The sequence below is a fragment of the Streptomyces sp. NPDC088553 genome, from assembly GCF_044752965.1.
In the GTDB taxonomy this organism is placed as follows: domain Bacteria; phylum Actinomycetota; class Actinomycetes; order Streptomycetales; family Streptomycetaceae; genus Streptomyces.
The window spans coordinates 162,482-186,441 of record NZ_JBIVMG010000005.1 but is presented as its reverse complement, the minus strand read 5'-3'; the positions used below and the strand labels follow the sequence as shown (position 1 = coordinate 186,441).

Sequence of the window (23,960 nt, the reverse complement as noted above, 5' to 3'; positions counted from 1 at the left end):
TGATTTGAATCTACCAAGTTTTTGAATGGCGCGTAAGTGCCATGTCCTGTTCACGCCACGGCACGGCCTTGCGACGCCCCCGCCGCCCCAACAGGCTGACCCCATGAGGGACATGGAGGACTACGACCACACCGCCCGCACCGCACCCGAGTCGCTGCTCGTCGTGGCCGCGCACCCCGACGACATCGAGTTCTGCGTCAGCGGCACCGTCATGCAGTGGATCGAGCGCGGCACCCGCGTCACGTACTGCATCGTCACGGACGGCGGCGCCGGCGGTTACGACGACAGGCTCCCCCGCCAGGCCATGGCGGATCTGCGCCGCGCCGAACAGGTCCACTCCGCCAAGCTCAGCGGCGTCGCCGACGTCCGCTTCCTCGGCTACCCCGACAGCTTCGTGGAGGCCTCCGTGGAACTCCGCCGCGACCTGTGCCGGGTGATACGGGAGGTACGGCCGCAGCGCGCGATCATCCCCTCCCCCGAGATCAACTGGGCGCGGGTCGCCGACCTCCACCCCGACCACCGCGCCGTCGGCGACGCCTGTCTGCGCGCGGTCTACCCCGAGGCCCGCAACCCCTTCGCCCACCCCTCCCTGCTGAAGGAGGAGGGCCTGAAACCGTGGATCGTCCACGAACTGTGGCTGATGACCGGCCCCACCCCGAACCAGTACGTGGATGTCACCCCGGTCTTCGAGCGCAAGGTCGAGGCACTGCGCATCCACACCTCCCAGACGGCCCACTTCGACGACCTCGCGGGACTCCTGCGCACCTGGCTGGGCGAGCACGCGACGGCGGGCGGGCTGCCGGCGGGACGGATGGCGGAGGCCTTCCAGATCGTGCACATCGACTGAGCGCGGGCCCCCGCCGACGGCCGGCCCGGGCCGGGACGGTCGGCCTTGTGACCTTCAGGGGCGCGTGAGACCGTGAGCGCCACACGTGGGGGCGCGTGGGACCAACGCGCGCGTGACGAGGGGGAGTTGACGGCATGGGGATCGAGCTCGACAGCGCGACTCGGCTTGCGGTCCAGAAGTACGGCCTGTCCTGGCCGGAGGTCGACGAGGACGTGTACGCCCTCCTGGCAGCCGGTCTGGACTCGTTCGCCGCGCTCATCGACGACGACACCGCGGTCGCCGGCAAGTGCATGGACCGCCTGCTCCCCTCCGGGAAGGGCGAAGCGATCACCGCCCTGGCGGAGCACTGGGACCGGGTCAAGAGGGACGACATGACGCCCCTCGGCACCGCGGCCCGGGCCCTGGCGCTCAGGGTGAGGGAGCTGCCGGGCACGATCGCCGCGCTCAAGCTGTCCGTCACGAACACGGCCGTCGCGCTCACCGCGAACGAGGCCGCGGCCGATGCCGCGGTGGCCCTCAGCCCGGCAGGCCCGGCCACGGTCGCGCGCGCGAACGCCGAGACGGCACGGAAGGCGAACGCCGAATACCGGTCGGACGTCCAGAGCCTCCGGAAGGCGCTCCGAACCGTCCTCACGGACCCCGCCGTGATCGCCCTGGAGAAGATCCCGAACGATCTCGCGGGCACGTCCGGCGACGGCGGGGGCGGCTCCGGCGGGTCCCACTGGAAGGACGCCTTCGACCGGGCGGGCGGCGGGGCCGAGAAGGGGATCGCCGACGGCATCGCCACGGGCGCCGCGGCAAGCGGGGCCCACGGCCGCGCGATCGGCAGCGTCCTGAAGGTGGACCACGAGGAACACCAGCTCGCGGCCCGCAGGATCGCCGAGGTCGGCGGCGAGGTCCTCGGCGACACCGGCACCAAGCTGAACGAGGCCGTCGGAGAGCACGGCACCGCCAAGGGCAGCGGCGCCCTCGGCATCGAGCTGGCCGAGGCCGTCGACCTGGTCCTCGACCGGCTCGCCGCGGCCACCACCGCCGTCGGCAACCACCTGAGCACCGCCCTGCCCGACGCGATCCTGCTGGCGTCGAGCAGCCAGCAGGACACGGACGACGGCAACAGGCGGCGCATGGCGCAGCTGGACTGAGGACGGCGGTCAGCCAGTCGGCCGGTGCGCCGGTCCGCCGGTCCGCCGGTCCGCCGGTCCGCCGGTCGGGGCGTGTCTCCCGTCCCCGGTGCGGGAGACACGCGGGCGGAGGGAAGCGATTCCTCCGCGTGACCGGCGGGTACGTGGCGGACATGTCAAAGTGGCGTTGGTGGATCCTTGCCCTGTTCGTCGTCTGGACGGTCCTCGCGCTCCAGTGGACGGACGTCGGCTGCGACTACCCGGAGGCGTACCTCGCGGTGGTGCGCTTCGGGACCCCGGAAGGCCTGGAGTTCCTGCCGGCCTGCGGGGGTTAGGACTGCTCGTACGCGCCCACGCGTCGCCCGCGCACACCGCTCCGAACGCCCCTACGATCGAGGTATGACCTCTCGCCACGGTTCGTCGCTGTCGCTCTGGTCGCGGGACTCGTTCCTCTCCGTCGCCTCGGTCGGATCGACGCTCTCGATCGGCTCGGTCGGGTCGTTCCTGTCCGTCGGCTCCGTCGGTTCCGCGATGTCGGCCGGCTCGGTGGGCTCCTGGGCGAGCGTCGGTTCCCTGCTCTCCGCCCAGTCGTGCTGGTCGGTGCTCTCCTGGCGCTCGCGCCGGGGCGTGCTCGCGGCGGGCGCGGTGCTCGCGGGCGCGGTGCTCGCGGTCGCGGGAGCCGTGGCGGTCGCGGGAGCCGTGGCGGTCGCGGGAGCCGTGGCGGTGTCCGCCTCGACCCCGGCGTCGGCCCCGGCCTCGCTCAGGCCGTCGCGTCGATCTTGTCCTTGAGCGCGGTCAGCAGTCCCTGCACGAGTCCGATCGTCGCCTCGTCGACCAGGTTGCCGTCGGCGTCGAAGCGGTCGTTCGACTGGAAGACGTGCACCTCGGGCTTCACGACGACGTCGGCGTCGACGCAGACGAAGATCTGACGGAGCGCCAGCTGTGCGCGGACCGTGCCGAACGCGCCCGGTCCTGCGCCGAGGATCGCGGTGGGCTTGCGGCGCAGAGGCACGCCCTCGGTGCGGGTCCAGTCGGTGCTGAGCCAGTCGATCGCGTTCTTGAGGACGCCGGGGATGGAGTAGTTGAACTCCGGGGTGGCGATGAGCACGCCGTCCGCCTCCGTCACACGGCGGCGGAGCTCCTCGACGGCGGCGGGGCGGCGGTCGGGGGTGTCGATGTCGAAGTCGTACGGCGGGATGTCACGCAGGCCCTCGTAGATCTCGATCGCCAGGCCGCCGGGGTTGAACTTCTGGGCGGCGCGCAGCAGTTGCGTGTTGTGCGAGTCGGCGCGGAGCGAGCCGGAGATGGCGAGGATCGTGGACTCGGTCATGGAATGCCCCCTGTGCGTCAGTGAATGGATCCGGCCGGCCGGCTGCTGCCGCGGCCCGACGACCAGAAAGCTAAACCGATCGGTTCAGTCTGTCAACAGAACCGTTCAGTCTTGACACTGAACCGAGCGGTGTAGTTGATTCCTTCCATGGCCACCACCCGTACCGACCAGGAATCCCGGACGCGGACGCGGACCCGGACCCGGACCGGCCTCCTGCTCGCCGCCCTCGCCGCGCCCGCCGCGATGGGGGTGTCGGGGCCGAGCCTCGCCCTCCCCGAGGCCGCCCGCGAGCTGGCCGTCTCCCCCGCGTCGGCCGCCTGGCTGATGACGGCCTTCGGGCTCGGCATGGCGGCCGGCACCCCGCTGCTCTCCGCCGTCGCCGGGCCGCGGCGCGGCACCGCCGGGGTCATTGGGGCGGGCGCCGCCCTCGTGGCCCTCGGCGCGGCCCTCGTCCTCCTCGCCCCGGCCCTGCCCCTGGCCGTCGCCGGGCGCGTGATCGAGGCGGCGGGCGCGGCCGGGCTCAACGTCGCGGCCTTCCAGATCGCGGGCCGCGACCGCTCGGGCCGTACCGCGGGCGTGGTCGCGATCGGCAGCGCGGCCGGCGGCACGGTGGGCCTGTTCGCCGGGGCGGCCCTGGCGGGGGCGGTCGGGTGGCGCGGGGCCCTGGTCCTTCCGCTGCTGAGCCTGCTCGCCGTGCTTCCGGCGCGGAGGGCGGCGGGCGGCACCCCTCCTCGTACAGGTGCGGACGGACGGCTGTCCGCGCTCCCCCTCGACGTCCTGCGCGCTCCGGCCTTCCGTGTCGCCGCCGGACTCATGCTCGCCGTCGCCACCGTCAACTTCGGTCTGCTGTACGCGGCTCCGCGTCGCGTCGCCGCACTCACCGGCTGGAGTTCCGTGGAGACCGGGGCCGTCGCCTCGCTCGCCGCGCTCGCCGGGGCCCTGCTGTCATGGCCGCTGGTCCGCGCGGCCCCGGCGCTCGGGGCCCGTCGTGTCCGCGCCGTCCTCGCCCTCGGGTCGCTCGCCGCGGCCGTCCTCGCGATGGCCGCGCCCTGGCCGGCGGTCGTCCTGTTCGCCTCGGGGACGAGCGCGCTGGTCACGGCCGGAGCTCAGGGGCTGCTCACGGGTGCCGCGACCGACGGGCTGCCGGCCGCCCGGCACGGCCTCGCCATCGGCCTGTTCAACCTGGCCTTCCTGATCGGCGTCGCGGCCGGCCCCGCCCTCGCGTCGCGCTTTACAGACCAAACCGTTCAGTTCATATACTGACGGTCCCGCCACCACAGCTAAGGAACACCCATGGGAGCCGGAGCCGACATCCAGGACGACGCCACCGACGAGTACGGCATCCCGATCATCCCGGACCCCGCCGACGCCGCCTCGCGCAAGCGCCAGGCGATCATCGACGCCGCCCTCGCCGAGTTCCTCGCCGAGGGCTACTCCGCGGCCTCGATGGACGCGATCACCCGCGGTTCCGGCGTCTCCAAGGCGACGATCTACAAGCACTTCGGCAGCAAGGAACGACTGTTCCTCGCCGTCATCGGCGGTGTGCTCCCGAAGACGTACGCGGATCTGGAACCCTCCAACTCCACCCTCGCCGACGCCCCCGACCTGCGTGCCGCGCTCGTCCGGCTCACCACCGACTGGGCCCGCATCCTGCTGCGCCCCGACATCATGTCGCTGCGCCGGCTGGTGATCGGCGAGATAGACCGTTTCCCGCAACTCGGGCAGCTCTGGTACCGGGTCAGCTACGACATGAACAACGGCCCGCTCGTCGAGGCCTTCACCGAGCTCGACGCCCGCGGCACCCTCGACGCGCCCGATCCGGCGCTCGCCGTGCAGCAGTTGGTCGCGGCCACCGTGGGCGTGCCGCAGCTCGTCCGTACCTTCTCCCCCGACGCCGAGATCAGCGACGCGGAGCTGACGCGGGTGATCGCTTCGGGAGTGGATCTGTTCCTGGCGCGGTACGCCGCCCGTCCCTGACGCGCCTCCTCGACCACGCCCACACCAGCAGCGCCGCCGCCCAGCCCCCCGTCGTGAGGAGCTGGGTGCGGCTCGCCGGATCGCCCAGCATGAAGAGCAGCACCCCGCCGATCCCCGCGAGCGCGAGCACCGCGCCTCCGGAGGGGCCGTGCAGGCGCAGGTGCGAGGCGGCGATCAGCGCCCAGACCAGCAGGATCGCGGCGCCGATGGAGTTGAGCAGGAACGGGAAGACCGTACGCGGCCAGAGCAGGCTGAGGACGACCGAGACGAAGCCGAACGCGGCGGAGGCGAGGACGGCCGCGTACGGGACACCGGCGCCGGTGCTCACCCGGCCGAGGGCGCGGGGCGCGTCACCCCGTCCGACCAGGGCGAACAGCATGCGCGAGGAGCCGTAGATGTTGGCGTTCATCGCCGACAGGAGCGCGACGAGGACGACCGCCTTCATCAGGTCGGCGGCGCCGGGGACACCGGTGCTCGCGACCACGGCGGCGTACGGGCCCTCGGCGACGCCCGGGGCGTTCCACGGCACGAGGGTGACGATGACGGCCATCGAGCCGAGGTAGCAGACCGCGACCCGCCACATGACGGCCCGTACGCCGTTGCGGACGGCCCGGACCGGGTCGTCGCACTCGGCCGCGGCGATGGTCACCGTCTCCAGGCCGCCGAACGCGAAGACGGCCGCCACCATGCCGACGGCGACGCCGTGCCAGCCGTGCGGCAGGAACCCGCCGTGGCCGGTGAGATGGGCGGTGCCGGGGGACGGATGGCCGGGCAGCAGGCCGGCGAGGACGACGGCGCCGAGCACGAGGAAGCCGACGATCGCGGCGATCTTGAGGCCGGCGAACCAGAACTCCAACTCGCCGAAGTTCCGTACGCCCGCCAGGTTGCTCACCGTGAAGACGCTCATGAAGCCGGCCACCCACACCCAGCCGGGCACGGCCGGCACCCAGCCGCCGACGATGTGCGCGGCCCCGACGGCCTCGGCGGCGACGCTCACGACGAGCAGCGCCCAGTACATCCACCCGGTGAGCAGCCCGGCCCACGGCCCGAACGCCCGGCGGGCGTGCTCGGCGAACGAGCCGGTGACCGGGTGGGCCGCCGACATCTCGCCGAGCATCCGCATGACCAGGACGGTCAGGGCGCCGGCGCAGACGTACGAGACGAGGATGCCGGGCCCGGCGGCGGCGATCCCGAACCCCGAACCGACGAAGAGCCCGGCGCCGATCGCACCGCCCAGCGCGATCATGGCCAGATGCCGCTGCCGCAGACCGGCAGCGAGTACCCGCCCTGTCATGTTTCCCCCCGAATTCCGGACGGTCAGCGGAACGGATTCGCCGCTGATCCCCGGGAAGGGTAAGCCGGTTCAGGCCACGAGCCCGGGACCGTCCATCGCTCAGGAGCGGGCCACGAGCCGTACCGCCAGGACGACGATCAGCGTGCTCGACGCGAGCACCGTGGTCAGCCGGCCCCGGGCTCCCGTCAGGGTCCGTCCGAGCAACGTCCCGCCCAGGGCGAGGAGCAGCTGCCAGCTCGCCGAGGCGACCAGGGCCGCGAGGACGAAGGCCGTCCGGTCGGGGAGCGTCGCGGGCGCCGAGGGGCCCGTCGCGAGGATGAGCGCGGCGAAGTAGATCACCGTCATCGGGTTGAGGATCGTGATCCCCAGGAAGGTGAGGTACGCGCGGGCCGGGCCGAGGGCCGTCCCGTCGTCGCGGGAGGCGAGCCCGCCCGTCCGGTACGCGGCGAGGGCCGCGTACGCCGCCCGTACCGCGAGCACCACGAGCACCACGGCCGAGGCCCACCGCAGCGGGGTCATCACGGGCGTCAGCAGCGGAACGAGCGCCGAGCCGCCGGCCACCGCGAGCACGGCGTACACGCCGTCCGCCGTGGCGACCCCGAGCGCCGCGCCCACGCCCGTACGCCAGCCGGTACGGGCCGTCACGGCCACCAGGTACGCCCCGACCGCGCCGACCGGGATCGCGATGCCGTAGCCGGCGAGCAGGCCGGCCACCACCGCGGCGGTCACGCGACGGCGGGGATCGCGCCTCCGGGGGAGCCGGGCTGCTGCTGTCGGCGGTACGCCGAGCCGTCCTTGGTCCGGGCGAGGAAGCCGCCGATCACGAGATACCGCCGCAGGGCGGAGAAGTCCTCGTGGACGGTGAGCAGGGCCTGGTTGACCTCGGGCTCGCGGTAGTCCCGGTCGGGAGCGAAGAGGCTGTCGGTGAGGTGCGCGAGGAGGGCCTCACGGCGGGCCGGCCTGCGCGGGATCGCCTTGAGGCGCCCGTCGGCGGAGAACAGGTCCGCGACCGGGCGGGGCGGACGGGCCTCGTCGGAAGGGCGGGAAGGATGACTGGTCATGGCGGAGAAGCCTGGCGTCCACCGGCACGCCCCGCAAAGGGTTTTCGCCCCTCGCGGCGACGAGCCCCGATCGAGCGGGGGGTGCGGGCCTCGCGCAGCGGACGTGACGGATGCCCCGGCCGGCCATTGATCGCCGCCGCGGCGGTGCCGTACCGTGCGCCGTTTGTCCATTCACAGACCTTGATGGGGGTAGGCAGATGAGACGGACAGCGCGCCGCTTGGCGGTGCTGTGCTCCGCACTGTTCGCGGTGATGGCCATGACGCCCGTGCAGGCCCAGGCGGTGGAGGCCCGCCCGGTCCCCGTCACCGCGAGCGACAAGTACGCGCTCAAGTCCGTCGGCGCCGGCGGGCTCTACGTGTCGGTGGAGGTCGACACCACCGGCGCCGGGCAGGCCATGCTCCGTGCCCGCAAGGCCGCGGCCACGCTCGACGACCTGGGTTCCTGGGAGAAGTTCACGCTGCACACCGACGACAAGGGGTTGAGCACCACCCTGCGTTCGGAGGGCAACGGCAACTACGTCACGACCGAACGCGGCTACACCGGCACCCACCAGAACCTGCTCCGGGCCCGCGGCACCACGGCCGGCGACTGGGAGAAGCTCCAGCTGGAGAAGCAGACGGACGGCACCTACGCCCTGAAGGCCGCCACGAACGACGGCGACAAGTACGTGACCGCCGAGGTGCAGGACCCCGGGAACGACGCGGGGCTGCTGCGTGCACGAGGGGACTCGGTCGGCTCCTGGCAGAAGTTCCAGCTCGTCCACCTGGGCGAGGAGAACGCGAGTGACGAGGGCGGCCGCCCCGCCCCCGCCTCCCCCGCTCCGGCTGCCGACTTCCGCGTGATGTCGTGGAACGTCTGCGCCAACCACAACGCCGCCTGCGCCAACCACCGGGTGGAAGGCCCCTCCCTGGGCGGCCAGATCGCCGACCGGATGGGCACCACGGCGGAGGCCCAGCAGTACCGTGCCGTGTTCCTCCAGGAGATGTGCGAGTCGCACGCCAAGGCCATCGAGACCTCGCTGGAGGCGAAGACGGGGACCGGATGGGACGTACGCTTCGCCCCCATCAGGTTCACCGTCGACAACTCCGCGGTGAAGGCCGCCAGGACCTGCGACAACTCCGGTTCGGCGGCAACCGGGTGGAAGGACCGCGGCTCCTACGGCATCGGCCTCGCCGTGCCGGACTCCAACGTCTGGTACCACTCGTACGACCTGCCGTCGCCGCAGAACAGGACCATCGAGGGCGCGTGGGTGCGCATGGAGCAGCGGACCGCGATCTGCGCCGTTCTCCCGGCCCAGGCCCTGCAGTTCTGCACGGCCCACTTCAGCGCCGGCCTGAAGGAGGACGACCTGGACGGCACGAAGCGCCGGGAGCAGGCCGCGGAGCTGCAGAAGATCGTCCGCTCGTACACGATGCCCGGCTACCGGACCGTCTACGGCGGCGACCTCAACGCCACCCCGCCGGACTCCGAGTCGCCGGACGCCCCCAAGGACGTCACGGCTTCGGCCTACGCGGCGGACAAGGAATGCGACGAGGGGCTCTGGAGCGCGCGGCCGCGTGACGGCCGGGCCACGAAGCCGATCATCAAGTCCGACCCGGCGCAGAACCGCTTCATCAAGATCGACTACCTGTTCGGTCCGCCCTCCGGGACGGTCGTCTCGTGCGACGTGCCGGCCGACGCGGGCCGGTCGGACCACTATCCGATCAAGGCGCGCTACCGCTTCTGAGCACGGCGCCCACCCGTACCGGTCCGGTCCGGTGCGCCCCGCGGGGGCTCCGGACCGGACCGGTCCACCGGCTCACCTCACGATGACGTTCACGGCCTCCTGGATCGTGGGCAGGATCGTACGGACGCCACCCCGGTCGAAGATCGGCCGGGCCTTCTCCGCGAAGGCGAGGAAGGCGTCCTCGGACTCCCAGAAGTCCACCACCCGCCACCCCCCGCTCCCGTCGGGCCCGGCGGCGTGCGCGATGAACCCCGCCGGCGGAAACCAGTCGGAAGCCTCCAGGAGCCGGGTGGTCTCCTCGTACTGCTCCTGCGTGCCGCCGGGGATCTCGACGGTGACGATGACAGCCATGCCGCTGCTCCTGTGCGTGGGGGATTCGGGCGCGGGCGCGCGGAATCCCGACCAGCACACCAGCGGGCTGGACCGCCCGCACGGCGGCGCACCCCGAACGAGCGACGATCGTCCGCGCCGGACGGGCCGTTCGCCGCCGCCCGATCTCACCGGTCAGTCGACGAGGGCCGCGCCGACCACCTGCTGGATGTGCGTGAGCGGACTGGCGGCCCCGGTCGAGTTCAGCGAGTACGTGACACGGTGCCGGAGGTCCTTGGTGGCGAAGAACCCGTTGTCCCAGCCGGGCCGGGACCCCGTCTTGCCCCAGACGACCTCCTGGTCGCCGAGCCGGTAGCTCATGAGACCGCCGACGCTGAAGCAGGCGGGCCCGCCGAAGCAGTTCGTGTTGCCGGCGGCGCTCCTCACCCGCGGCACGTCGAAGACCAGCTTCTGCTGGGCGGGCGGGAGCAGACGGCCCCGGAACAGTGCGGTGAAGAACCGCTCCAGGTCGGCGGCGGTGGAGATCATGCCGCCCTCCGCCCACGGGTAGGGGCTCTGCTCCGTGACGTCGTGCCCGGCGACGTACACCGTCGCGTGCGGCGAGGGGATGCTCAGGTCGTCGGCGGCGGGCAGGCTGGTGTGGCGGAGGTGGAGGGGCCGGATGATCCGCCGCTCCAGCTCGTCGGCGAGGGAACGGCCGGTGACCTTCTCGACGAGCAGGCCGAGGACGAGGGAGTTGAGCCCGTTGTACTGCTGCTCGGAGCCGGGCGCGGGCGGCGGCTGGGTCGCGGCCGCCGCCGCGGCGAACGACGCGCGCAAGGAGTCCGCGGGCCGCACGGACGTGAACTGCCATCCGGGCCCGTCCTTCGGCCCCGGGGTCGGGGCGGGCATGGGCAGCCCACTCGTGTGGTCGAGGAGCTGACGGACGGTGACCCGGTCGTACGCCTCGGGGAGCAGCTCGGGGACGTACCGCCGCGCGGGTGCGTCGAGTGCGATCCGGCGCTCGGCGACGAGCTGAAGCACGACGGTGCTGGTGAACGTCTTGGTGACGCTGCCGATCCGGAAATGCGCGTCGGCGGTGACCGGGCCGACGGCGACCCCCGCCCCGTCCCGTCTGACGAGCGCACCCGCGACGACCGGGTCGGGCATGCGGCTCAGGACCCCCTGGAGGGCGGGGTTCAGGGCGGCCGAGCCCTTCAGAGTCGCCGCCGGGGTACCGGTGGCGGGCGTGACACCGGCGCCCGGCTGAGCGGCACCGGCGGAGCCGGCGGTGACGGCCGCGACAGCGGTGACGGAGGCGGCCAGGGCGAGGCCGGTGGCGGCGAGACGAAGGCGCATGGGGTGCTCCGGAGCGGTGGGGACGAGTCGTTCTGACACCCCCGACTCTGGTGCGCACAGGGCTCGTAGCCCATCGGTGATCACCCTGACCGGCCCCCGACCGGCCCCTGACACACCGCCCGTCTGACCCCTGACCACGATCCCGGGGTAACCCCGACGAGGAGGGACACGCCGCCGCCGTCCAGGGCGGCTGCGGGTCACGACGCGCGAGCGGGCCTAGACGCCCGGGTTCGGCTTCCAGTCCTGGAGGAGGAGTCCGAGGATGACCTCGTCCAGGAACTCGCCCATCACCCAGGCCGAGGACCGCAGTACGCCCTCGCGGACGAAGCCGTTGCTCTCGGCGGAGCGGAGCATCGCGGTGTTGTCCGCCAGGGTCTCGATCTGCAGCCGCTGGAGGCTGCGCACGACGAAGCCGTAGTGGCACAGCGTCGCGACCACGTCGGTGCCGTAGCCCTTGCCGCGGGCGGACGGCAGCAGTCCCAGGCCGATGTGCGCGGACCGGTTGTGGGTGTCGATGCCCCACAGGTTCGCGGAGCCGATCAGCGTGCCGCCCTGCAGCTCGACGATGGAGAAGGAGACATGGCCCTCGGCCGTGTCGTCCACGACGAGCCGCCGGTCCTTCGAACCGGGCGTGATCGGCCGCCAGGGCCCGGCTTCCGCTCGCGACGCGTTGACCACGTCGTCGTAGAGCTCGGCCCGCAGGATCGGGATGTCTTCCTCGTACCGGGCCCTGAGCCCGACCTTGCTACCCCTCAGCATGAGAGCTTCCTACCCGACCCGGTTCGCCGACGGCAAACCAATAAGGGGGCTGATCAAGGCTGTTACGGTCGTTCCCATGGCCACCACGACACTGCGGATACCCACGCCCGACGGCCGGGCCGACGCCTTCGCCGCCTTCCCCGACGAGGGCCGGCAGCACCCGGGCGTGCTGCTCTACATGGATGTGTTCGGTCCTCGGCCGCGGCTTGAGGAGATGGCGCGGGAGCTCGCCGGGCACGGGTACTTCGTGCTCGTGCCCAACGTCTACTACCGGGAGGGGCCGGCGCCCCTCATCGAGCTTCCCGAGCACATCGGCGAGGAGGAGCGGCCCGCGCTCTTCGAGCAGCTCATGCCCTTCTACCTCGCGCACACCACCGACCGCGTCCTGATCGACGCCGACGCCTATCTCTCGTTCCTCACCGGCCGGCCCGAGGTCGCCGACGGGCCCGTCGGCGTCGTCGGGTACTGCCTGGGCGGCGTCCTGGCGATGCGTACCGCCGCCGCCCACCCCGACCGGGTCGCCGCCGTCGCCGGTTTCCACCCCGGCGCCCTGATCACGGACGCGGCCGACAGCCCGCACCTCCTCGCCCCGAAGGTCACCGCCGAGGTGCACTTCGGGATCGCCGAGGGCGACATGACGCCCGAGGAGTTCGGCGGGCTCAACGAGGTCCTGGAAGCCGCCGGCGTCCGTCACAGCAACGAGATCTACCCCGGCACCGAGCACGGCTTCACCATGGCCGACACGAGCGCCTTCAGCCCGTCCGGGACGCAGCGCCACTGGGACCGACTCCTGCCCCTCCTCACCCGCACCCTCGCGGACTGACCACCGCCGCCGCACGGAGGCGCGGCAAGGCTCGGGGTCGCGCCTCGGAACGTGGGGCGGGGGCTCGTCAGGGAGGCGGCGGGCACGGTCAGCGGTAGATCAGGAGTTCCTGTTCCGTCGCGCCGCTCAGTTCGTACCGGGTCCGCACCAGCGGGCGCCCCGCGTAGATGCGGATCAGCGTCGACGCGTCGCCCTTGAAGACGGCCGTAGGGCGGCCCGCGATCTCTTTGCCCAGGGAGACCCGGGGCAGCGTGCCGTCCTCCAGGACGCCCACCAGGCGCGGCGTCTCCCGCTTGCGGCTCGTCACCGTGAGGAGCGGGAGCGCCAGCTCCAGCGCCTTGCCGCAGTACGCGCCCGGTTCGCCGAAGGCCTCCCGTACGTCGCCCGCGTGGACCCATTCGCCGAGCGCCACCGCGTCGAGCCGGCCGTCCTCGCGTGCGGCGATCACCGGGCCCGCCTCCGTCAGGCCGCGTTCCAGTTCGTCGAGGATGCGGCCCAGCGGCCAGTCCTCGCGTTCGGCGACGTCGCAGGCGTTCGCCTCGGGCAGGAACACGCCCTCCTCCAGGCGGTCCTCGACGATCCTGACCAGGGCCGCGCCGCAGTGGGCGAGGACCTGCCTCGCCGTCCACCCGGGGCAGGCGGTGCGGAGCTCGTACGCCTCCTCGGGTGTCCGGCGCAGGAGGGGCATCAGCAGGTCCCGTTCCGTCCTGAGGAGCCGGTCCGGGAGCCACGGGTCGCGCCCGTCATCGTTCGTACACATCATCAGTAGCGGTAGTGGTCCGGCTTGTACGGGCCCTCCACCGGGACCCCGATGTACGACGCCTGCTCCGGGCGGAGGGTCGTCAGGCGTACGCCGAGGGCGTCCAGGTGCAGGCGTGCGACCTTCTCGTCGAGGTGCTTGGGGAGGGTGTACACGCCGACGGGGTAGTCGGCCGTCTTCGTGAAGAGTTCGATCTGCGCGAGGGTCTGGTCGGCGAAGGAGTTCGACATCACGAAGGACGGGTGGCCGGTCGCGTTGCCGAGGTTGAGGAGGCGGCCCTCGGAGAGGACGATCACCACCTTGCCGTCCTCGAACGTCCACGTGTGGACCTGCGGCTTGACCTCGTCCTTCACGATCCCGGGGATCTTCGCCAGGCCGGCCATGTCGATCTCGTTGTCGAAGTGGCCGATGTTGCCGACGATCGCCTGGTGCTTCATGCGGGCGATGTCGGACGCCATGATGATGTCCTTGTTGCCGGTGGTGGTGATGAAGATGTCGGCCGTCTCCACGACGTCCTCCAGGGTGGCGACCTGGTAGCCGTCCATCGCCGCCTGGAGCGCGCAGATCGGGTCGATCTCGGTGACGATCACCCGTGCGCCCTGGCCGCGCAGCGACTCCGCCGAGCCCTTGCCGACGTCGCCGTAGCCGCAGACCACGGCCGTCTTGCCGCCGATGAGGACATCGGTGGCGCGATTGATGCCGTCGATGAGCGAGTGGCGGCAGCCGTACTTGTTGTCGAACTTCGACTTCGTCACGGCGTCGTTCACATTGATCGCCGGGAAGAGGAGCGCGCCCTCGCGGTGCATCTCGTACAGGCGGTGCACGCCCGTCGTGGTCTCCTCCGTCACCCCGCGGATGCCGGCGGCGAGGGTCGACCAGTCGAGCGGGCTCTTCTCCAACAGCGCACACATGACGGCCAGTTCCTCGTTGGCGGCCTCCGGCAGCTTGCCGGTCTTCTGGTACTCGACACCCAGGTGGACCAGGACCGTGGCGTCACCGCCGTCGTCGAGGATCATGTTGGGTCCGTCGGCGTCCGGCCAGGTCAGCGCCTGCTCCGTGCACCACCAGTACTCCTCCAGGGTCTCGCCCTTCCAGGCGAAGACCGGGATGCCGGCGGCGGCGATCGCCGCCGCCGCGTGGTCCTGCGTCGAGTAGATGTTGCAGGAGACCCAGCGGACCTCGGCGCCGAGCGCCACCAGGGTCTCGATGAGGACCGCAGTCTGCACGGTCATGTGGAGGGAGCCGGTGATCCGCGCCCCCGCCAGGGGCTGCGTCCCGGCGTACTCGCGGCGGATCGACATCAGGCCCGGCATCTCGTGCTCGGCGAGCGTGATCTCCTTGCGGCCGAAGGCGGCCAGGGAGAGGTCGGCGACCTTGTGGTCCGTGAAAGTGTCAGACATGGACAACGCTCCTCGCGCTCATGATGGTTCGGTGGATTTCCAGGGCCGCCGTCGACCTGTTCAGCGTGATGTGGTGCAGGCCCGGCGCACCCTCGTCGAGCAGCCGCAGGCCCATCGCGGTCGCGTGCTCGACGCCGACGCGGTACGCCGCCGCCGGGTCGTCCTTCGCCGCCTCCAGGCGGTGCGCCAGGTCCTCGGGGAACGCGGCGTCGCTGAGCTCCGCGAAGCGCCGGATCTGGCGTACGTCGGTGGCCGGCATGATCTCCGGGATGATCGGGGTGTCGCAGCCGGCGGCCGCGACCCGGTCCCGCAGCCGCAGATAGTCCTCCGGGTCGAAGAACATCTGCGTGATGGCGTAGTCGGCGCCCGCCCGGCACTTGGCCACGAAGTGCGCCAGGTCGTCGGCCGGACCCGCCGACCTCGGGTGGCCCTCCGGGAAGGCCGCCACACCGATCCGGAAGTCGCCCGACGACCGGACCAGCTCGACCAGTTCATGGGCGTACGTGAATCCCCGCGGGTGCGGTGTCCACGGGCCGCGCGGATCGCCCGGCGGGTCTCCGCGCAGGACCAGGACGTCCCGTACCCCGGCGTCCGCGTACGCGCCGATGATGCCCCGCAGTTCGGCGACCGAGTGACCGACGGCCGTCAGATGGGCGACCGGGCGCAGGGTGGTCTCGGCCGCGATCCGCTTGGTCACCTCGATGGTCCGGTCGCGGGACGAGCCGCCCGCGCCGTACGTCACCGAGACGAAGTCCGGGGACAGGGCCTCGACCCGGCGGATCGCCTCCCACAGCGTCCGCTCGCCCTTGTCCGTCTTCGGCGGGAAGAACTCGAACGAGAACGTCGGGTCCACGGGGGTCGGGCTCATCCGCGGCCTCCCGCGTTGAAGTAGCTCGCCTCCGGGTGGTGGACGACGATCGCGTCCGTCGACTGCTCGGGGTGCAGCTGGTACTCCTCCGACAGCTCCACCCCGATCCGCTCGGGGCGCAGGAGCGCGGCGATCTTCGCCCGGTCCTCCAGGTCGGGGCAGGCCGGGTAGCCGAGCGAGTAGCGGCAGCCCTGGTACTCGGTGCGGAGCATGCCGTCCAGGGACGCCGGCTCGGAGGAGCCCGCGATGCCCCAGTCGGCGCGCACCCGCGCGTGCCAGTACTCGGCCAGCGCCTCCGCCAACTGGACGGAGAGGCCGTGGAGTTCGAGGTAGTCCCGGTAGGCGTCGGCGGCGAAGAGCCTCGCCGTCTCCTCGCCGATTCGGGAGCCGACGGTGACCACCTGCATCGCGACGGCGTCGATCTCGCCGGAGTCCTCCGCGCGGTGGAAGTCGGCCAGGCAGAGGCGGCGGCCCCGCTGCTGGCGGGGGAAGGAGAAGCGGGTCCGCTCGCCTCCGTCCTCGTCCAGGACGATCAGGTCGTCGCCCTTGGACACACAGGGGAACCAGCCGTGGACGACGGCTGCTTCGAGGAGGTGGTCCGTCTGGAGGCGGTCGAGCCAGGCACGCAGCCGCGGCCGGCCCTCCGTCTCGATGGTCTCGGCGTCCTTGAGGCCCCACTGGCCCTTGAAGAGGGCGGTCTCGTCGAGCCAGGGGGCGTACTCGGCGAGCTGGATGCCCTTGACGACCCTGGTCCCGAGGAAGGGGGGCTCGGGTACCGGGTTGTCGGAGGCGACGTCGGAGCGGCCGGCCGGCTCGGGCTCCCGGACCTCCGCCGCGAGCGGCGGGGTCTCGCGCCTGGGAACGCGCCGCTGCTTGAGCGGGGGCAGTACGGCTCCGGGGACGCCGCGCTTGACGCCCATGAGCGCGTCCATGAGGCGCAGGCCCTCGAAGGCGTCGCGGGCGTAGCGGACCTCGCCCTGGTAGATCTCGTGGAGGTCCTGCTCGACGTACGCCCTGGTGAGGGCGGCGCCGCCGAGGATCACGGGGAAGCGTCCGGCCAGGCCGCGGCCGTTCAGCTCCTGGAGGTTCTCCTTCATGATCACGGTGGATTTCACGAGGAGGCCTGACATGCCGATCACGTCCGCCCGGTGCTCCTCGGCGGCCTCCAGGATCGCGGAGACGGGCTGCTTGATGCCGATGTTGACGACGTTGTAGCCGTTGTTGGAGAGGATGATGTCGACGAGGTTCTTGCCGATGTCGTGGACGTCGCCGCGGACGGTGGCCAGGACGATCGTGCCCTTGCCGACCTCTCCCTCGCCGTCGGCCGTTCTCTCCATGTGGGGTTCGAGGTAGGCGACCGCGGTCTTCATGACCTCGGCGGACTGCAGCACGAACGGCAGCTGCATCCGGCCCGAGCCGAACAGCTCGCCGACCGTCTTCATGCCGTCGAGCAGGATCTCGTTGACGATCTCCAGAGCGGGACGGGACGCGAGGGCCTCGTCGAGGTCCGTCTCCAGGCCGTTCTTCTCGCCGTCGACGATCCGGCGCTTCAGCCTCTCGTCCAGGGGCAGGGCGAGGAGTTCCTCGGTCTTGCCGGCCTTCAGGGACTTCGCCGTCGCGCCCTCGAACATCTCCAGGAACCGCTGGAGCGGGTCGTAGCCCTCCCGGCGGCGGTCGTGGATCAGGTCGAGCGCGACCTCCACCTGCTCCGGCTCCAGGCGGGCGATCGGCAGGATCTTCGACGCGTGGACGATCGCCGAGTCCAGGCCCGCCTTCACGCACTCGTCGAGGAAGACCGAGTTGAGGACGATCCGCGCCGCCGGGTTCAGACCGAAGGAGATGTTGGAGAGGCCCAGGGTGGTCTGGACGTCCGGGTGGAGCCGCTTGAGCTCGCGGATCGCCTCGATCGTGTGGATGCCGTCCCTGCGGGACTCCTCCTGACCGGTGCAGATGGTGAACGTGAGGGTGTCGATCAGGATGTCCGACTCCCTGATCCCCCAGTTCCCCGTCAGGTCCTCGATGAGCCGCTCGGCGACGGCGACCTTGTGCGCGACGCTGCGGGCCTGGCCCTCCTCGTCGATGGTCAGCGCCATCAGCGCCGCGCCGTGCTCCTTCGCCAGGGCCGTGACCTGCGCGAACCGCGACTCGGGGCCGTCGCCGTCCTCGTAGTTGACGGAGTTGACGACCGCCCGGCCGCCGAGCTTCTCCAGGCCCGCCCGCAGCACCCCGATCTCCGTCGAGTCGAGGACGATCGGCAGCGTCGAGGCCGTCGCGAACCGGCCGGCCAGCTCCGCCATGTCCGCGGTGCCGTCCCGGCCCACGTAGTCCACGCACAGGTCCAGCATGTGCGCGCCCTCGCGGATCTGGTCCCGCGCCATCTCGACACAGTCGTCCCAGCGGCCGTCGAGCATCGCCTCGCGGAACTTCTTCGAGCCGTTGGCGTTGGTCCGCTCACCGATCGCCAGGTACGCGGTGTCCTGCCGGAACGGCACATGGCTGTAGAGCGAGGACGCGCCCGGTTCCGGTTCGGGCCGGCGGTCGAGGACGGCCGCGCCCCGCACCCGCTCCACGATCTCCCGCAGGTGCTCCGGGGTCGTACCGCAGCAGCCGCCGACCAGAGCGGGGCCGTACTCGCGGACGAACGCCTCCTGCGCGTCGGCCAGTTCGGCAGCCGACAGCGGGTAGTGGGCGCCGTCGGAGGTGAGGACGGGCAGACCGGCGTTGGGCATGACCGAGATCGGGATACGGGCGTGCCGGGACAGGTGCCGCAGGTGCTCGGCCATCTCGGCCGGGCCCGTCGCGCAGTTCAGGCCGATCATGTCGATGCCGAGCGGCTCCAGGGCGGTCAGCGCCGCACCGATCTCGGAACCGAGCAGCATCGTGCCCGTCGTCTCCACGGTGACCTGCACGATGACCGGCAGGTCCACGCCGACCCAGTCCAGGGCCCGGCGGGCGCCGATGACGGCCGCCTTCGTCTGGAGGAGGTCCTGCGAGGTCTCGATGAGCAGGGCGTCCGCGCCGCCCCGGATCAGGCCCTCCGCGTTCTGCCGGAAGGCCTCGCGCAGCGGCTCGTACGTGACGTGGCCCAGGGTCGGCAGTTTCGTACCGGGGCCCATGGAACCGAGGACCCAGCGGGGGCGTCCGTCGGCGGCCGTGTGCGCGTCCGCCGAGGCGCGGGCGATCCGGGCGCCGGCCTCGGACAGCTCGTACACCTGGTGTTCGATGCCGTACTCGGCGAGCGCGGCCAGGTTCGCCCCGAAGGTGTTCGTCTCGACGCAGTCCACGCCCACCGAGAAGTAGGCGTCGTGGACGGAGGCGACGATGTCGGGGCGCGTGAGGTTGAGGATCTCGTTGCAGCCTTCGAGGTTGCGGAAGTCGTCCAGCGTGGGGTCGGCGGCCTGGAGCATCGTGCCCATCGCCCCGTCGGCCACCACGACCCGCCGCGCGAACTCCTCCCGCAGGGACCTGCGTACGACGGTCACGTGAGCCCCCTCAGATGGGTGACGAGCGTGGCGGTGCAGCCGGGGCCGTACGTCGTCCGGATCCGGTCCAGGAGCGACTCCCGGTGCAGGCGGTACTCCTGCGTCCCCACGTAGTCGAGGACGGTCGCGGCCACCGCGCAGCCGAGCTGCGCCGCGCACCGCTCCGGGACGCCCCACAGCCGGCCGGCGAGGAATCCGGACCGGAAGGCGTCCCCGACGCCGGTCGGGTCGACGACCGCCGGGACCTCCACGGCCCGCACGGCCAGCGGCTCGCGGCCCTCGCCCCTGATCCGGACGCCCGCGTCGCCGTGGGTGGTGACCCAGGTGCCGACCCGGCGCAGCACGTCCGCCTCGGTCCAGCCGGCCTTCTCCAGGAGGAGCGCCGCCTCGTACTCGTTGGTGAACAGGAACCGCGCCCCGTCCACCAGCTCCCGCACCTGCGCGCCGTCGAGCCGCGCCAGCTGCTGCGACGGATCGGCGGCGAAGGGAATCCCCAGGTCGCGGCAGGTGCGGGTGTGCCGCAGCATGGCCTCGGGGTCGTCCGGGGAGACCAGGACGAGTTCCAGCCTGCCGGTGCGCACCACGACCTCCCGCAGGTCGATCTCGCGCGCCTCGGCCATCGCCCCCGCGTAGAAGGTGGCGATCTGGTTCTGGGCCCGGTCGGTCGTACAGACGAACCGGGCGGTGTGGAGCGACTCGCTGACGCGCACCGAGTCGGTGTCCACACCGTGGTCCTTCAGCCAGACCCGGTACGGCTCGAAGTCGGCGCCGACCGCGCCCACGAGGGCGGGACGGAGGCCGAGGACACCGAGTCCGAAGGCGATGTTCGCTGCCACTCCGCCACGCCTGACCTCCAGGTTGTCGGCGAGGAACGACAGGGAGACCCGGTCGAGCCGGTCGGCGAGCAGCTGCTCGCTGAACCAGCCGGGGAAGGTCATCAGGTGGTCGGTCGCGATGGATCCCGTGACAGCGATACGCATGGCCTACTCCCCTCCCTCTTTCTGCGCCTCCGGAGCGCTCAAGTCGGCGTCGACGGTCGACCGTGCTCGGTCGCTCGTTCCTGCCGACCTGCGCGCGCTCTCCCTTTCGACGCCGCCGCGCTCCTGCGGCGCGGGCACCGCCTTCTTCAGGGCCTCCACGCGGTCCGTGCGCTCCCATGTGAACTCGGGGAGTTCACGGCCGAAGTGGCCGTACGCCGCCGTCTTCGCGTAGATCGGCCGCTTGAGGTCCAGGTCGCGGATGATCGCCGCGGGCCGCAGGTCGAAGACCGCGCTGACGGCCTCCTGGATCCGCTCGTCCGGCAGGGTGCCCGTGCCGAAGGTCTCCACGAAGAGACCGACCGGCTCGGCCTTGCCGATGGCGTACGCCACCTGCACCTCGCAGCGGCGGGCGAGGCCGGCCGCGACGACGTTCTTCGCGACCCAGCGCATCGCGTACGCCGCCGACCGGTCGACCTTCGACGGGTCCTTCCCGGAGAAGGCGCCGCCGCCGTGCCGGGCCATCCCGCCGTACGTGTCGATGATGATCTTCCGGCCGGTGAGTCCGGCGTCACCCATCGGACCGCCGACCTCGAAACGCCCGGTCGGGTTGACCAGGAGCCGGTAGCCGTCGGACTCCAGGCTGACGCCCTCCTCGACGAGCTCCTTGAGGACGTGCTCGACGACGTACTCGCGCACGTCGGGGGTGAGCAGGCCCTCGACGGAGATGTCGGCCGCGTGCTGCGAGGAGACGACGACCGTGTCGAGGCGGACCGGGCGGTCGCCGTCGTACTCGATGGTGACCTGGGTCTTCCCGTCCGGGCGCAGGTAGGGCACGGTGCCGCTCTTGCGGACCTCGGTGAGGCGGCGGGAGAGCCGGTGGGCGAGCGCGATCGGCAGCGGCATCAGCTCGGCCGTGTCGTCGCAGGCGTAGCCGAACATCAGGCCCTGGTCGCCGGCGCCCTGCGCGGCCAGCTCGTCCCCGGCGCCTTCCACCCGGGACTCGTACGCCGTGTCCACGCCCTGCGCGATGTCCGGCGACTGGGCGCCGATGGACACCGAGACACCGCAGGAGGCACCGTCGAAGCCCTTCGCGGAGGAGTCGTAGCCGATGTCGAGGACGGCCTCGCGCACCAGCTTCGCTATCGGCGCGTACGCCGTCGTGGTCACCTCGCCGGCGACGTGCACGAGCCCCGTGGTGATCAGGGTCTCCACCGCGACCCGCGAGGACGGGTCCTCGGCGAGCAGGGCGTCGAGGATGGTGTCGCTGATCCGGTCTGCGATCTTGTCGGGGTGCCCCTCGGTCACCGACTCGGAGGTGAAGAGGCGGCGGCTCATGCCTGGGCCTCCGCGGGGGTCTTGAAGAAGTGCTGCTCGATGGCACCGAGGGTGCGGATGGACTCGACCTCAAGGGTTTCCATCTGGATCGCGGTGCCGCTCTCCTGCTCCAGGAGGAAGACGAACTCGACGAAGGACAGCGAGTCGATGAGCCGGTTCTCGATCAGGTCGAGGTCGGACGCGATGTCGTCGCGCTCGGGGTGACGCTCGAGGATCCAGTTCTTCACCGTCTGCAGGCCGTCGGCCATGGTTGCTCTCCTTTAGCTGCTAATGGATGGGTGTGGCGGGCGCGATGATCGGTGCGGCCACCGCCACCGCGTAGTCCACGTCGTGGCTGATGGACACGGTGATCTCGGTGATGCCGGACTCCGCGGCCATCTCGGCGGCCGCCCGGTGCAGTTCCACGAGCGGCCAGCCGCCCTCGGAACGCCGCACCACGATGTCCGGCCAGGGCAGGAACCTGCCCCTGACCCGTAAGGTCTTGAAGGCCGCTTCCTTGGCCGCGATCCGCCCGCACAGGCTCAGTACGTCGAGACCGGAGGAGGTACGGCAGTCGGCGAGCTCGCCGGGGGTGAGCATCCGCTCGAAGAACCGCTCCCCGTACTGGGCGAGGAGCCTGCGGACACGGTTGACGGACACGATGTCCATGCCGAGGTTCGCCCACCCCAGGCCGCCCGCCGGCGGGGCGGCGGGACGGGCCGGCACGTCAGATCACCGGCCCGGCCGCGCCACTCGCACCGGCCCGCGTGCGGGCGTTCGCGTCGAGCACCGCCTCGGTCGCCGCCTGCCAGCCGCCGTGGCGGCGGGTCAGCGCGGACAGCCAGCGTTCGAGGCCGAAGGCGACACAGCTGGTGAAGGCCGGTCCGCCGGTCGACTCCAGGGTGATGTCGCAGCGGTCGCCGAAGAAGTTCCGGTGCGTGTTGACCGAGGCGATCGCCAGGTCCTCGTACAGGAACTCGTACTTCACCGGGGTGAGCCGCTGGAGGAGCGCCTTCGAGCCGCCCTTGTCGAAGAAGGGGTCGCAGGCGGCCTCCTTCGTCAGCGGCAGGTCGAGCGCCGCGGCGAAGGACCGGATGCGGGCGGTGAAGTCGGCGAGGTGCGTCTCGGCGTGCTCGCGCGCGCCGATGGCGACGATCTCCCGCATGCGGAAGCCGAGTTGGCGTCGCATGCCCTCGTAGTGGGTCTCCTTGCGGAAGCACCAGGAGCAGATCGTGACGAGGGTGTCGTCGGCGACCCGGCTGCCCTGGTGGTCGAGGTAGACGGCGTAGCAGGACGCCGAGGGCAGTCCGAGGCCGGCCGGTTCGAGGGCGGCGGCGGGCCACCGCCCGTGCTCGCCGTCGAAGGGGGCGCTGAGGCGTCCTTCCAGGTCGAGCGGGGCGGCGAGGACGGCCTGGTGCGGGAAGTTGTCGTAGTAGTCCAGCTTCGCCAGGTCGGCGGCCGGCAGGAGCGGGGGCATGGTCATCGGGCGGGCGCCCGCGGTCACACCCCAGCTCTCGAAGGTGTCGTCGAGGAGCCGCAGCAGGCGGGTCCCCTCCGGTCCGATCGAGGGGAGGCCCCTCGTGTCCCCGACGGTTCCGGGGGTCGTCACGGTCATGGTCGGTGCACCTCTCGGGTGAGGGCGTCGCTCAGACGACGGGCAGCGTGTCGTCGGAGAAGATCCCGGTCTTCAGGAAGAAGGCGAGCGGCTTGCGGATCGCCTTGCGCTCGTGGGGGCGGCGGCTCTCGTCGGCGACCAGCGCGTTGCGCAGGGCCAGCGGGTCGGGGATGCCGGCGTCCCGGTACACGTGGGGGTTGTAGAGGGAGTTGACGCTGTAGACGACGTACCGCTTGAGGTACGCCTCCACCTCGCGGACCCGCTCGGCGCTCACCGCCTGGCGCATCCGGCCGTACAGGAGGGAGACCAGCTCGCGCCCGAAGGCGATGTGGCGGGACTCGTCCTGGTGGTGGATGCGGTTGACCTCGCGGATGGTGTGGCAGAGCGAGGTGTCCTTCGCCATCCGGGAGTTGTAGTGGTCGACGAGCTCCTCGAAGAAGAGGATGCGGGTGAAGACGAGGAAGTTCTCGACCTCGGGCTCCCAGGCGGCGTCGGCGCGCATGGCGGTGGAGCCGTAGATCTTGTGGCCGTAGCGGCGGCAGAACTCGGAGAAGAACCACATGTGTTCGTTCTCCTCACCGATGAAGTGGTGGAAGAAGTCCGAGGGCACCTCGAAGCCCGGCATGTGGATGCGGCCGACGACCTCGATGAGGAGCTCGCGGATGCCGTGCACGTTGAGGCTGTAGAAGTTGATGGACTCCCACTTCGACAAGCGCTGAAGCGTTTCCTCGTCGAGGGCGTCGTAGTGCCGGGTGCCGTAGACGGTGAGCAGCTCCGGGGTCATCCAGAAGCGGTTCTCCTCCAGCGTCTCGGGCCACTGGAAGGTCTGGTACGGGTTGTAGTAGTCCTCGACGGAGCGCTCGCTGAGCCGCTCCAGGACCTCCATGAAGCGGTCGGTGACGGGCAGGGGGGCGGTGGCGCCCATGGTGGTTCC

At 71.6% G+C, this 23,960-nt stretch carries 25 protein-coding genes; 8 read left to right on the top strand and 17 right to left on the bottom strand.

Annotated elements, in window-relative coordinates:
• Positions 1 to 103 precede the first annotated feature (103 nt).
• The 4 genes from ACIP8Z_RS17610 (at position 104) to ACIP8Z_RS17595 (ending at position 2,757) form a co-directional block, all read left to right on the top strand.
• Positions 104 to 847 carry a PIG-L deacetylase family protein gene (locus tag ACIP8Z_RS17610; RefSeq protein ID WP_402084257.1) on the top strand — a complete coding sequence of 248 codons (744 nt, stop codon included), beginning with the start codon at positions 104 to 106 and terminating at the stop codon, positions 845 to 847.
• Positions 848 to 981: 134 nt separating this feature from the next.
• On the top strand, positions 982 to 1,989 hold the full coding sequence (locus ACIP8Z_RS17605) for a hypothetical protein (RefSeq protein WP_402084254.1): 1,008 nt from the start codon (positions 982 to 984) through the stop codon (positions 1,987 to 1,989).
• A gap of 152 nt (positions 1,990 to 2,141) precedes the next feature.
• On the top strand, positions 2,142 to 2,303 hold the full coding sequence (locus ACIP8Z_RS17600; RefSeq protein ID WP_402084252.1) for a hypothetical protein: 162 nt from the start codon (positions 2,142 to 2,144) through the stop codon (positions 2,301 to 2,303).
• A 64-nt stretch (positions 2,304 to 2,367) separates the two neighbouring features.
• On the top strand, positions 2,368 to 2,757 hold the full coding sequence (locus tag ACIP8Z_RS17595; RefSeq protein ID WP_402084249.1) for a hypothetical protein: 390 nt from the start codon (positions 2,368 to 2,370) through the stop codon (positions 2,755 to 2,757).
• Here ACIP8Z_RS17595 and ACIP8Z_RS17590 read toward each other — a convergent pair.
• A complete protein-coding gene (locus ACIP8Z_RS17590) occupies positions 2,729 to 3,298 on the bottom strand; it encodes an NADPH-dependent FMN reductase (RefSeq protein ID WP_402084247.1) in 570 nt (189 codons plus the stop codon). The genes ACIP8Z_RS17595 and ACIP8Z_RS17590 overlap by 29 nt on opposite strands.
• Positions 3,299 to 3,445: 147 nt before the next feature.
• Between ACIP8Z_RS17590 and ACIP8Z_RS17585 the strand changes: the two genes are divergently transcribed.
• Positions 3,446 to 4,561 (top strand): MFS transporter, encoded by a 1,116-nt coding sequence (locus ACIP8Z_RS17585; protein WP_402084244.1) that lies wholly within the window; start codon positions 3,446 to 3,448, stop codon positions 4,559 to 4,561.
• A 30-nt stretch (positions 4,562 to 4,591) separates the two neighbouring features.
• Positions 4,592 to 5,275, top strand: a complete 684-nt coding sequence (locus ACIP8Z_RS17580) for a TetR/AcrR family transcriptional regulator (RefSeq protein ID WP_402084241.1) — start codon at positions 4,592 to 4,594, stop codon at positions 5,273 to 5,275.
• Here ACIP8Z_RS17580 and ACIP8Z_RS17575 read toward each other — a convergent pair.
• The 3 genes from ACIP8Z_RS17575 to ACIP8Z_RS17565 all read right to left on the bottom strand — a co-directional run bounded on the left by ACIP8Z_RS17575 (position 5,199) and on the right by ACIP8Z_RS17565 (position 7,630).
• Positions 5,199 to 6,569, bottom strand: a complete 1,371-nt coding sequence (locus tag ACIP8Z_RS17575; RefSeq protein WP_402084238.1) for an amino acid permease — start codon at positions 6,567 to 6,569, stop codon at positions 5,199 to 5,201. The two genes, ACIP8Z_RS17580 and ACIP8Z_RS17575, sit on opposite strands and share 77 nt — an antisense overlap.
• A 99-nt stretch (positions 6,570 to 6,668) precedes the next feature.
• Positions 6,669 to 7,298, bottom strand: coding sequence for a LysE family transporter (locus ACIP8Z_RS17570; protein ID WP_402084235.1), 630 nt, complete (start codon positions 7,296 to 7,298; stop codon positions 6,669 to 6,671).
• On the bottom strand, positions 7,295 to 7,630 hold the full coding sequence (locus tag ACIP8Z_RS17565; RefSeq protein WP_402084232.1) for a DUF2087 domain-containing protein: 336 nt from the start codon (positions 7,628 to 7,630) through the stop codon (positions 7,295 to 7,297). The genes ACIP8Z_RS17570 and ACIP8Z_RS17565 overlap by 4 nt, the downstream gene beginning before the upstream one ends.
• Positions 7,631 to 7,827: 197 nt before the next feature.
• Between ACIP8Z_RS17565 and ACIP8Z_RS17560 the strand changes: the two genes are divergently transcribed.
• On the top strand, positions 7,828 to 9,357 hold the full coding sequence (locus ACIP8Z_RS17560; RefSeq protein ID WP_402084229.1) for an endonuclease/exonuclease/phosphatase family protein: 1,530 nt from the start codon (positions 7,828 to 7,830) through the stop codon (positions 9,355 to 9,357).
• A gap of 72 nt (positions 9,358 to 9,429) precedes the next feature.
• Here the strand turns inward: ACIP8Z_RS17560 and ACIP8Z_RS17555 are convergent, their stop codons facing one another.
• From ACIP8Z_RS17555 to ACIP8Z_RS17545, 3 genes are all read right to left on the bottom strand, one after another.
• On the bottom strand, positions 9,430 to 9,708 hold the full coding sequence (locus ACIP8Z_RS17555; RefSeq protein ID WP_402084226.1) for a hypothetical protein: 279 nt from the start codon (positions 9,706 to 9,708) through the stop codon (positions 9,430 to 9,432).
• Between the two features lie 153 nt (positions 9,709 to 9,861).
• Entirely contained in the window at positions 9,862 to 11,025 is a 1,164-nt protein-coding gene (locus ACIP8Z_RS17550) for a serine hydrolase domain-containing protein (protein ID WP_402084223.1), read from the bottom strand.
• Between the two features lie 216 nt (positions 11,026 to 11,241).
• Complete coding sequence (locus ACIP8Z_RS17545) at positions 11,242 to 11,784, bottom strand: GNAT family N-acetyltransferase (protein ID WP_402084220.1); 543 nt, start codon at positions 11,782 to 11,784, stop codon at positions 11,242 to 11,244.
• Positions 11,785 to 11,860: 76 nt separating this feature from the next.
• On the opposite strand from ACIP8Z_RS17545, the gene ACIP8Z_RS17540 reads away from it, so the two are divergent.
• A complete protein-coding gene (locus tag ACIP8Z_RS17540) occupies positions 11,861 to 12,607 on the top strand; it encodes a dienelactone hydrolase family protein (RefSeq protein WP_402084217.1) in 747 nt (248 codons plus the stop codon).
• An 88-nt stretch (positions 12,608 to 12,695) separates the two neighbouring features.
• On the opposite strand, the gene ACIP8Z_RS17535 is transcribed toward ACIP8Z_RS17540, so the two are convergent.
• The 10 genes from ACIP8Z_RS17535 to ACIP8Z_RS17490 are packed head-to-tail and all read right to left on the bottom strand — an operon-like array spanning position 12,696 to position 23,951.
• Positions 12,696 to 13,367 carry a maleylpyruvate isomerase family mycothiol-dependent enzyme gene (locus ACIP8Z_RS17535; RefSeq protein WP_402084214.1) on the bottom strand — a complete coding sequence of 224 codons (672 nt, stop codon included), beginning with the start codon at positions 13,365 to 13,367 and terminating at the stop codon, positions 12,696 to 12,698.
• Between the two features lie 2 nt (positions 13,368 to 13,369).
• A complete protein-coding gene (gene ahcY, locus ACIP8Z_RS17530; RefSeq protein ID WP_402084211.1) occupies positions 13,370 to 14,767 on the bottom strand; it encodes an adenosylhomocysteinase in 1,398 nt (465 codons plus the stop codon).
• Positions 14,760 to 15,635: a methylenetetrahydrofolate reductase [NAD(P)H] gene (gene metF / locus ACIP8Z_RS17525; RefSeq protein ID WP_402084209.1), complete on the bottom strand. Its 876-nt coding sequence runs from the start codon at positions 15,633 to 15,635 to the stop codon at positions 14,760 to 14,762. Before metF ends, ahcY begins: the two co-directional genes overlap by 8 nt.
• Complete coding sequence (gene metH / locus ACIP8Z_RS17520; RefSeq protein ID WP_402084207.1) at positions 15,632 to 19,117, bottom strand: methionine synthase; 3,486 nt, start codon at positions 19,115 to 19,117, stop codon at positions 15,632 to 15,634. Before metH ends, metF begins: the two co-directional genes overlap by 4 nt.
• Positions 19,114 to 20,097, bottom strand: a complete 984-nt coding sequence (locus ACIP8Z_RS17515; protein ID WP_402084204.1) for a carbohydrate kinase family protein — start codon at positions 20,095 to 20,097, stop codon at positions 19,114 to 19,116. The genes metH and ACIP8Z_RS17515 overlap by 4 nt, the downstream gene beginning before the upstream one ends.
• Before the next feature lie 3 nt (positions 20,098 to 20,100).
• Positions 20,101 to 21,432, bottom strand: a complete 1,332-nt coding sequence (gene metK / locus ACIP8Z_RS17510) for a methionine adenosyltransferase (protein ID WP_402084201.1) — start codon at positions 21,430 to 21,432, stop codon at positions 20,101 to 20,103.
• Positions 21,429 to 21,680, bottom strand: coding sequence for a phosphopantetheine-binding protein (locus ACIP8Z_RS17505; protein ID WP_402084198.1), 252 nt, complete (start codon positions 21,678 to 21,680; stop codon positions 21,429 to 21,431). Before ACIP8Z_RS17505 ends, metK begins: the two co-directional genes overlap by 4 nt.
• 19 nt (positions 21,681 to 21,699) lie before the next feature.
• The gene (acpS, locus tag ACIP8Z_RS17500; protein ID WP_051820623.1) at positions 21,700 to 22,137 is read right to left on the bottom strand and encodes a holo-ACP synthase; all 438 of its coding nucleotides are present in this window, start codon (positions 22,135 to 22,137) and stop codon (positions 21,700 to 21,702) included.
• Position 22,138: 1 nt separating this feature from the next.
• Positions 22,139 to 23,026 (bottom strand): hypothetical protein, encoded by an 888-nt coding sequence (locus ACIP8Z_RS17495; protein WP_402084195.1) that lies wholly within the window; start codon positions 23,024 to 23,026, stop codon positions 22,139 to 22,141.
• A 31-nt stretch (positions 23,027 to 23,057) separates the two neighbouring features.
• Positions 23,058 to 23,951, bottom strand: coding sequence for a diiron oxygenase (locus ACIP8Z_RS17490; RefSeq protein WP_402084193.1), 894 nt, complete (start codon positions 23,949 to 23,951; stop codon positions 23,058 to 23,060).
• Positions 23,952 to 23,960: the final 9 nt, after the last annotated feature.

Coding starts and splice junctions, on each gene's coding strand:
- ACIP8Z_RS17610 (WP_402084257.1), top strand. CDS start 104: ATGAGGGACATGGAGGACTACGACCACACCGCCCGCACCGCACCCGAG.
- ACIP8Z_RS17605 (WP_402084254.1), top strand. CDS start 982: ATGGGGATCGAGCTCGACAGCGCGACTCGGCTTGCGGTCCAGAAGTAC.
- ACIP8Z_RS17600 (WP_402084252.1), top strand. CDS start 2,142: ATGTCAAAGTGGCGTTGGTGGATCCTTGCCCTGTTCGTCGTCTGGACG.
- ACIP8Z_RS17595 (WP_402084249.1), top strand. CDS start 2,368: ATGACCTCTCGCCACGGTTCGTCGCTGTCGCTCTGGTCGCGGGACTCG.
- ACIP8Z_RS17590 (WP_402084247.1), bottom strand. CDS start 3,298: ATGACCGAGTCCACGATCCTCGCCATCTCCGGCTCGCTCCGCGCCGAC.
- ACIP8Z_RS17585 (WP_402084244.1), top strand. CDS start 3,446: ATGGCCACCACCCGTACCGACCAGGAATCCCGGACGCGGACGCGGACC.
- ACIP8Z_RS17580 (WP_402084241.1), top strand. CDS start 4,592: ATGGGAGCCGGAGCCGACATCCAGGACGACGCCACCGACGAGTACGGC.
- ACIP8Z_RS17575 (WP_402084238.1), bottom strand. CDS start 6,569: ATGACAGGGCGGGTACTCGCTGCCGGTCTGCGGCAGCGGCATCTGGCC.
- ACIP8Z_RS17565 (WP_402084232.1), bottom strand. CDS start 7,630: ATGACCAGTCATCCTTCCCGCCCTTCCGACGAGGCCCGTCCGCCCCGC.
- ACIP8Z_RS17560 (WP_402084229.1), top strand. CDS start 7,828: ATGAGACGGACAGCGCGCCGCTTGGCGGTGCTGTGCTCCGCACTGTTC.
- ACIP8Z_RS17555 (WP_402084226.1), bottom strand. CDS start 9,708: ATGGCTGTCATCGTCACCGTCGAGATCCCCGGCGGCACGCAGGAGCAG.
- ACIP8Z_RS17550 (WP_402084223.1), bottom strand. CDS start 11,025: ATGCGCCTTCGTCTCGCCGCCACCGGCCTCGCCCTGGCCGCCTCCGTC.
- ACIP8Z_RS17545 (WP_402084220.1), bottom strand. CDS start 11,784: ATGCTGAGGGGTAGCAAGGTCGGGCTCAGGGCCCGGTACGAGGAAGAC.
- ACIP8Z_RS17540 (WP_402084217.1), top strand. CDS start 11,861: ATGGCCACCACGACACTGCGGATACCCACGCCCGACGGCCGGGCCGAC.
- ACIP8Z_RS17535 (WP_402084214.1), bottom strand. CDS start 13,367: ATGTGTACGAACGATGACGGGCGCGACCCGTGGCTCCCGGACCGGCTC.
- ahcY (WP_402084211.1), bottom strand. CDS start 14,767: ATGTCTGACACTTTCACGGACCACAAGGTCGCCGACCTCTCCCTGGCC.
- metF (WP_402084209.1), bottom strand. CDS start 15,635: ATGAGCCCGACCCCCGTGGACCCGACGTTCTCGTTCGAGTTCTTCCCG.
- ACIP8Z_RS17515 (WP_402084204.1), bottom strand. CDS start 20,097: ATGCGTATCGCTGTCACGGGATCCATCGCGACCGACCACCTGATGACC.
- metK (WP_402084201.1), bottom strand. CDS start 21,432: ATGAGCCGCCGCCTCTTCACCTCCGAGTCGGTGACCGAGGGGCACCCC.
- ACIP8Z_RS17505 (WP_402084198.1), bottom strand. CDS start 21,680: ATGGCCGACGGCCTGCAGACGGTGAAGAACTGGATCCTCGAGCGTCAC.
- ACIP8Z_RS17495 (WP_402084195.1), bottom strand. CDS start 23,026: ATGACCGTGACGACCCCCGGAACCGTCGGGGACACGAGGGGCCTCCCC.
- ACIP8Z_RS17490 (WP_402084193.1), bottom strand. CDS start 23,951: ATGGGCGCCACCGCCCCCCTGCCCGTCACCGACCGCTTCATGGAGGTC.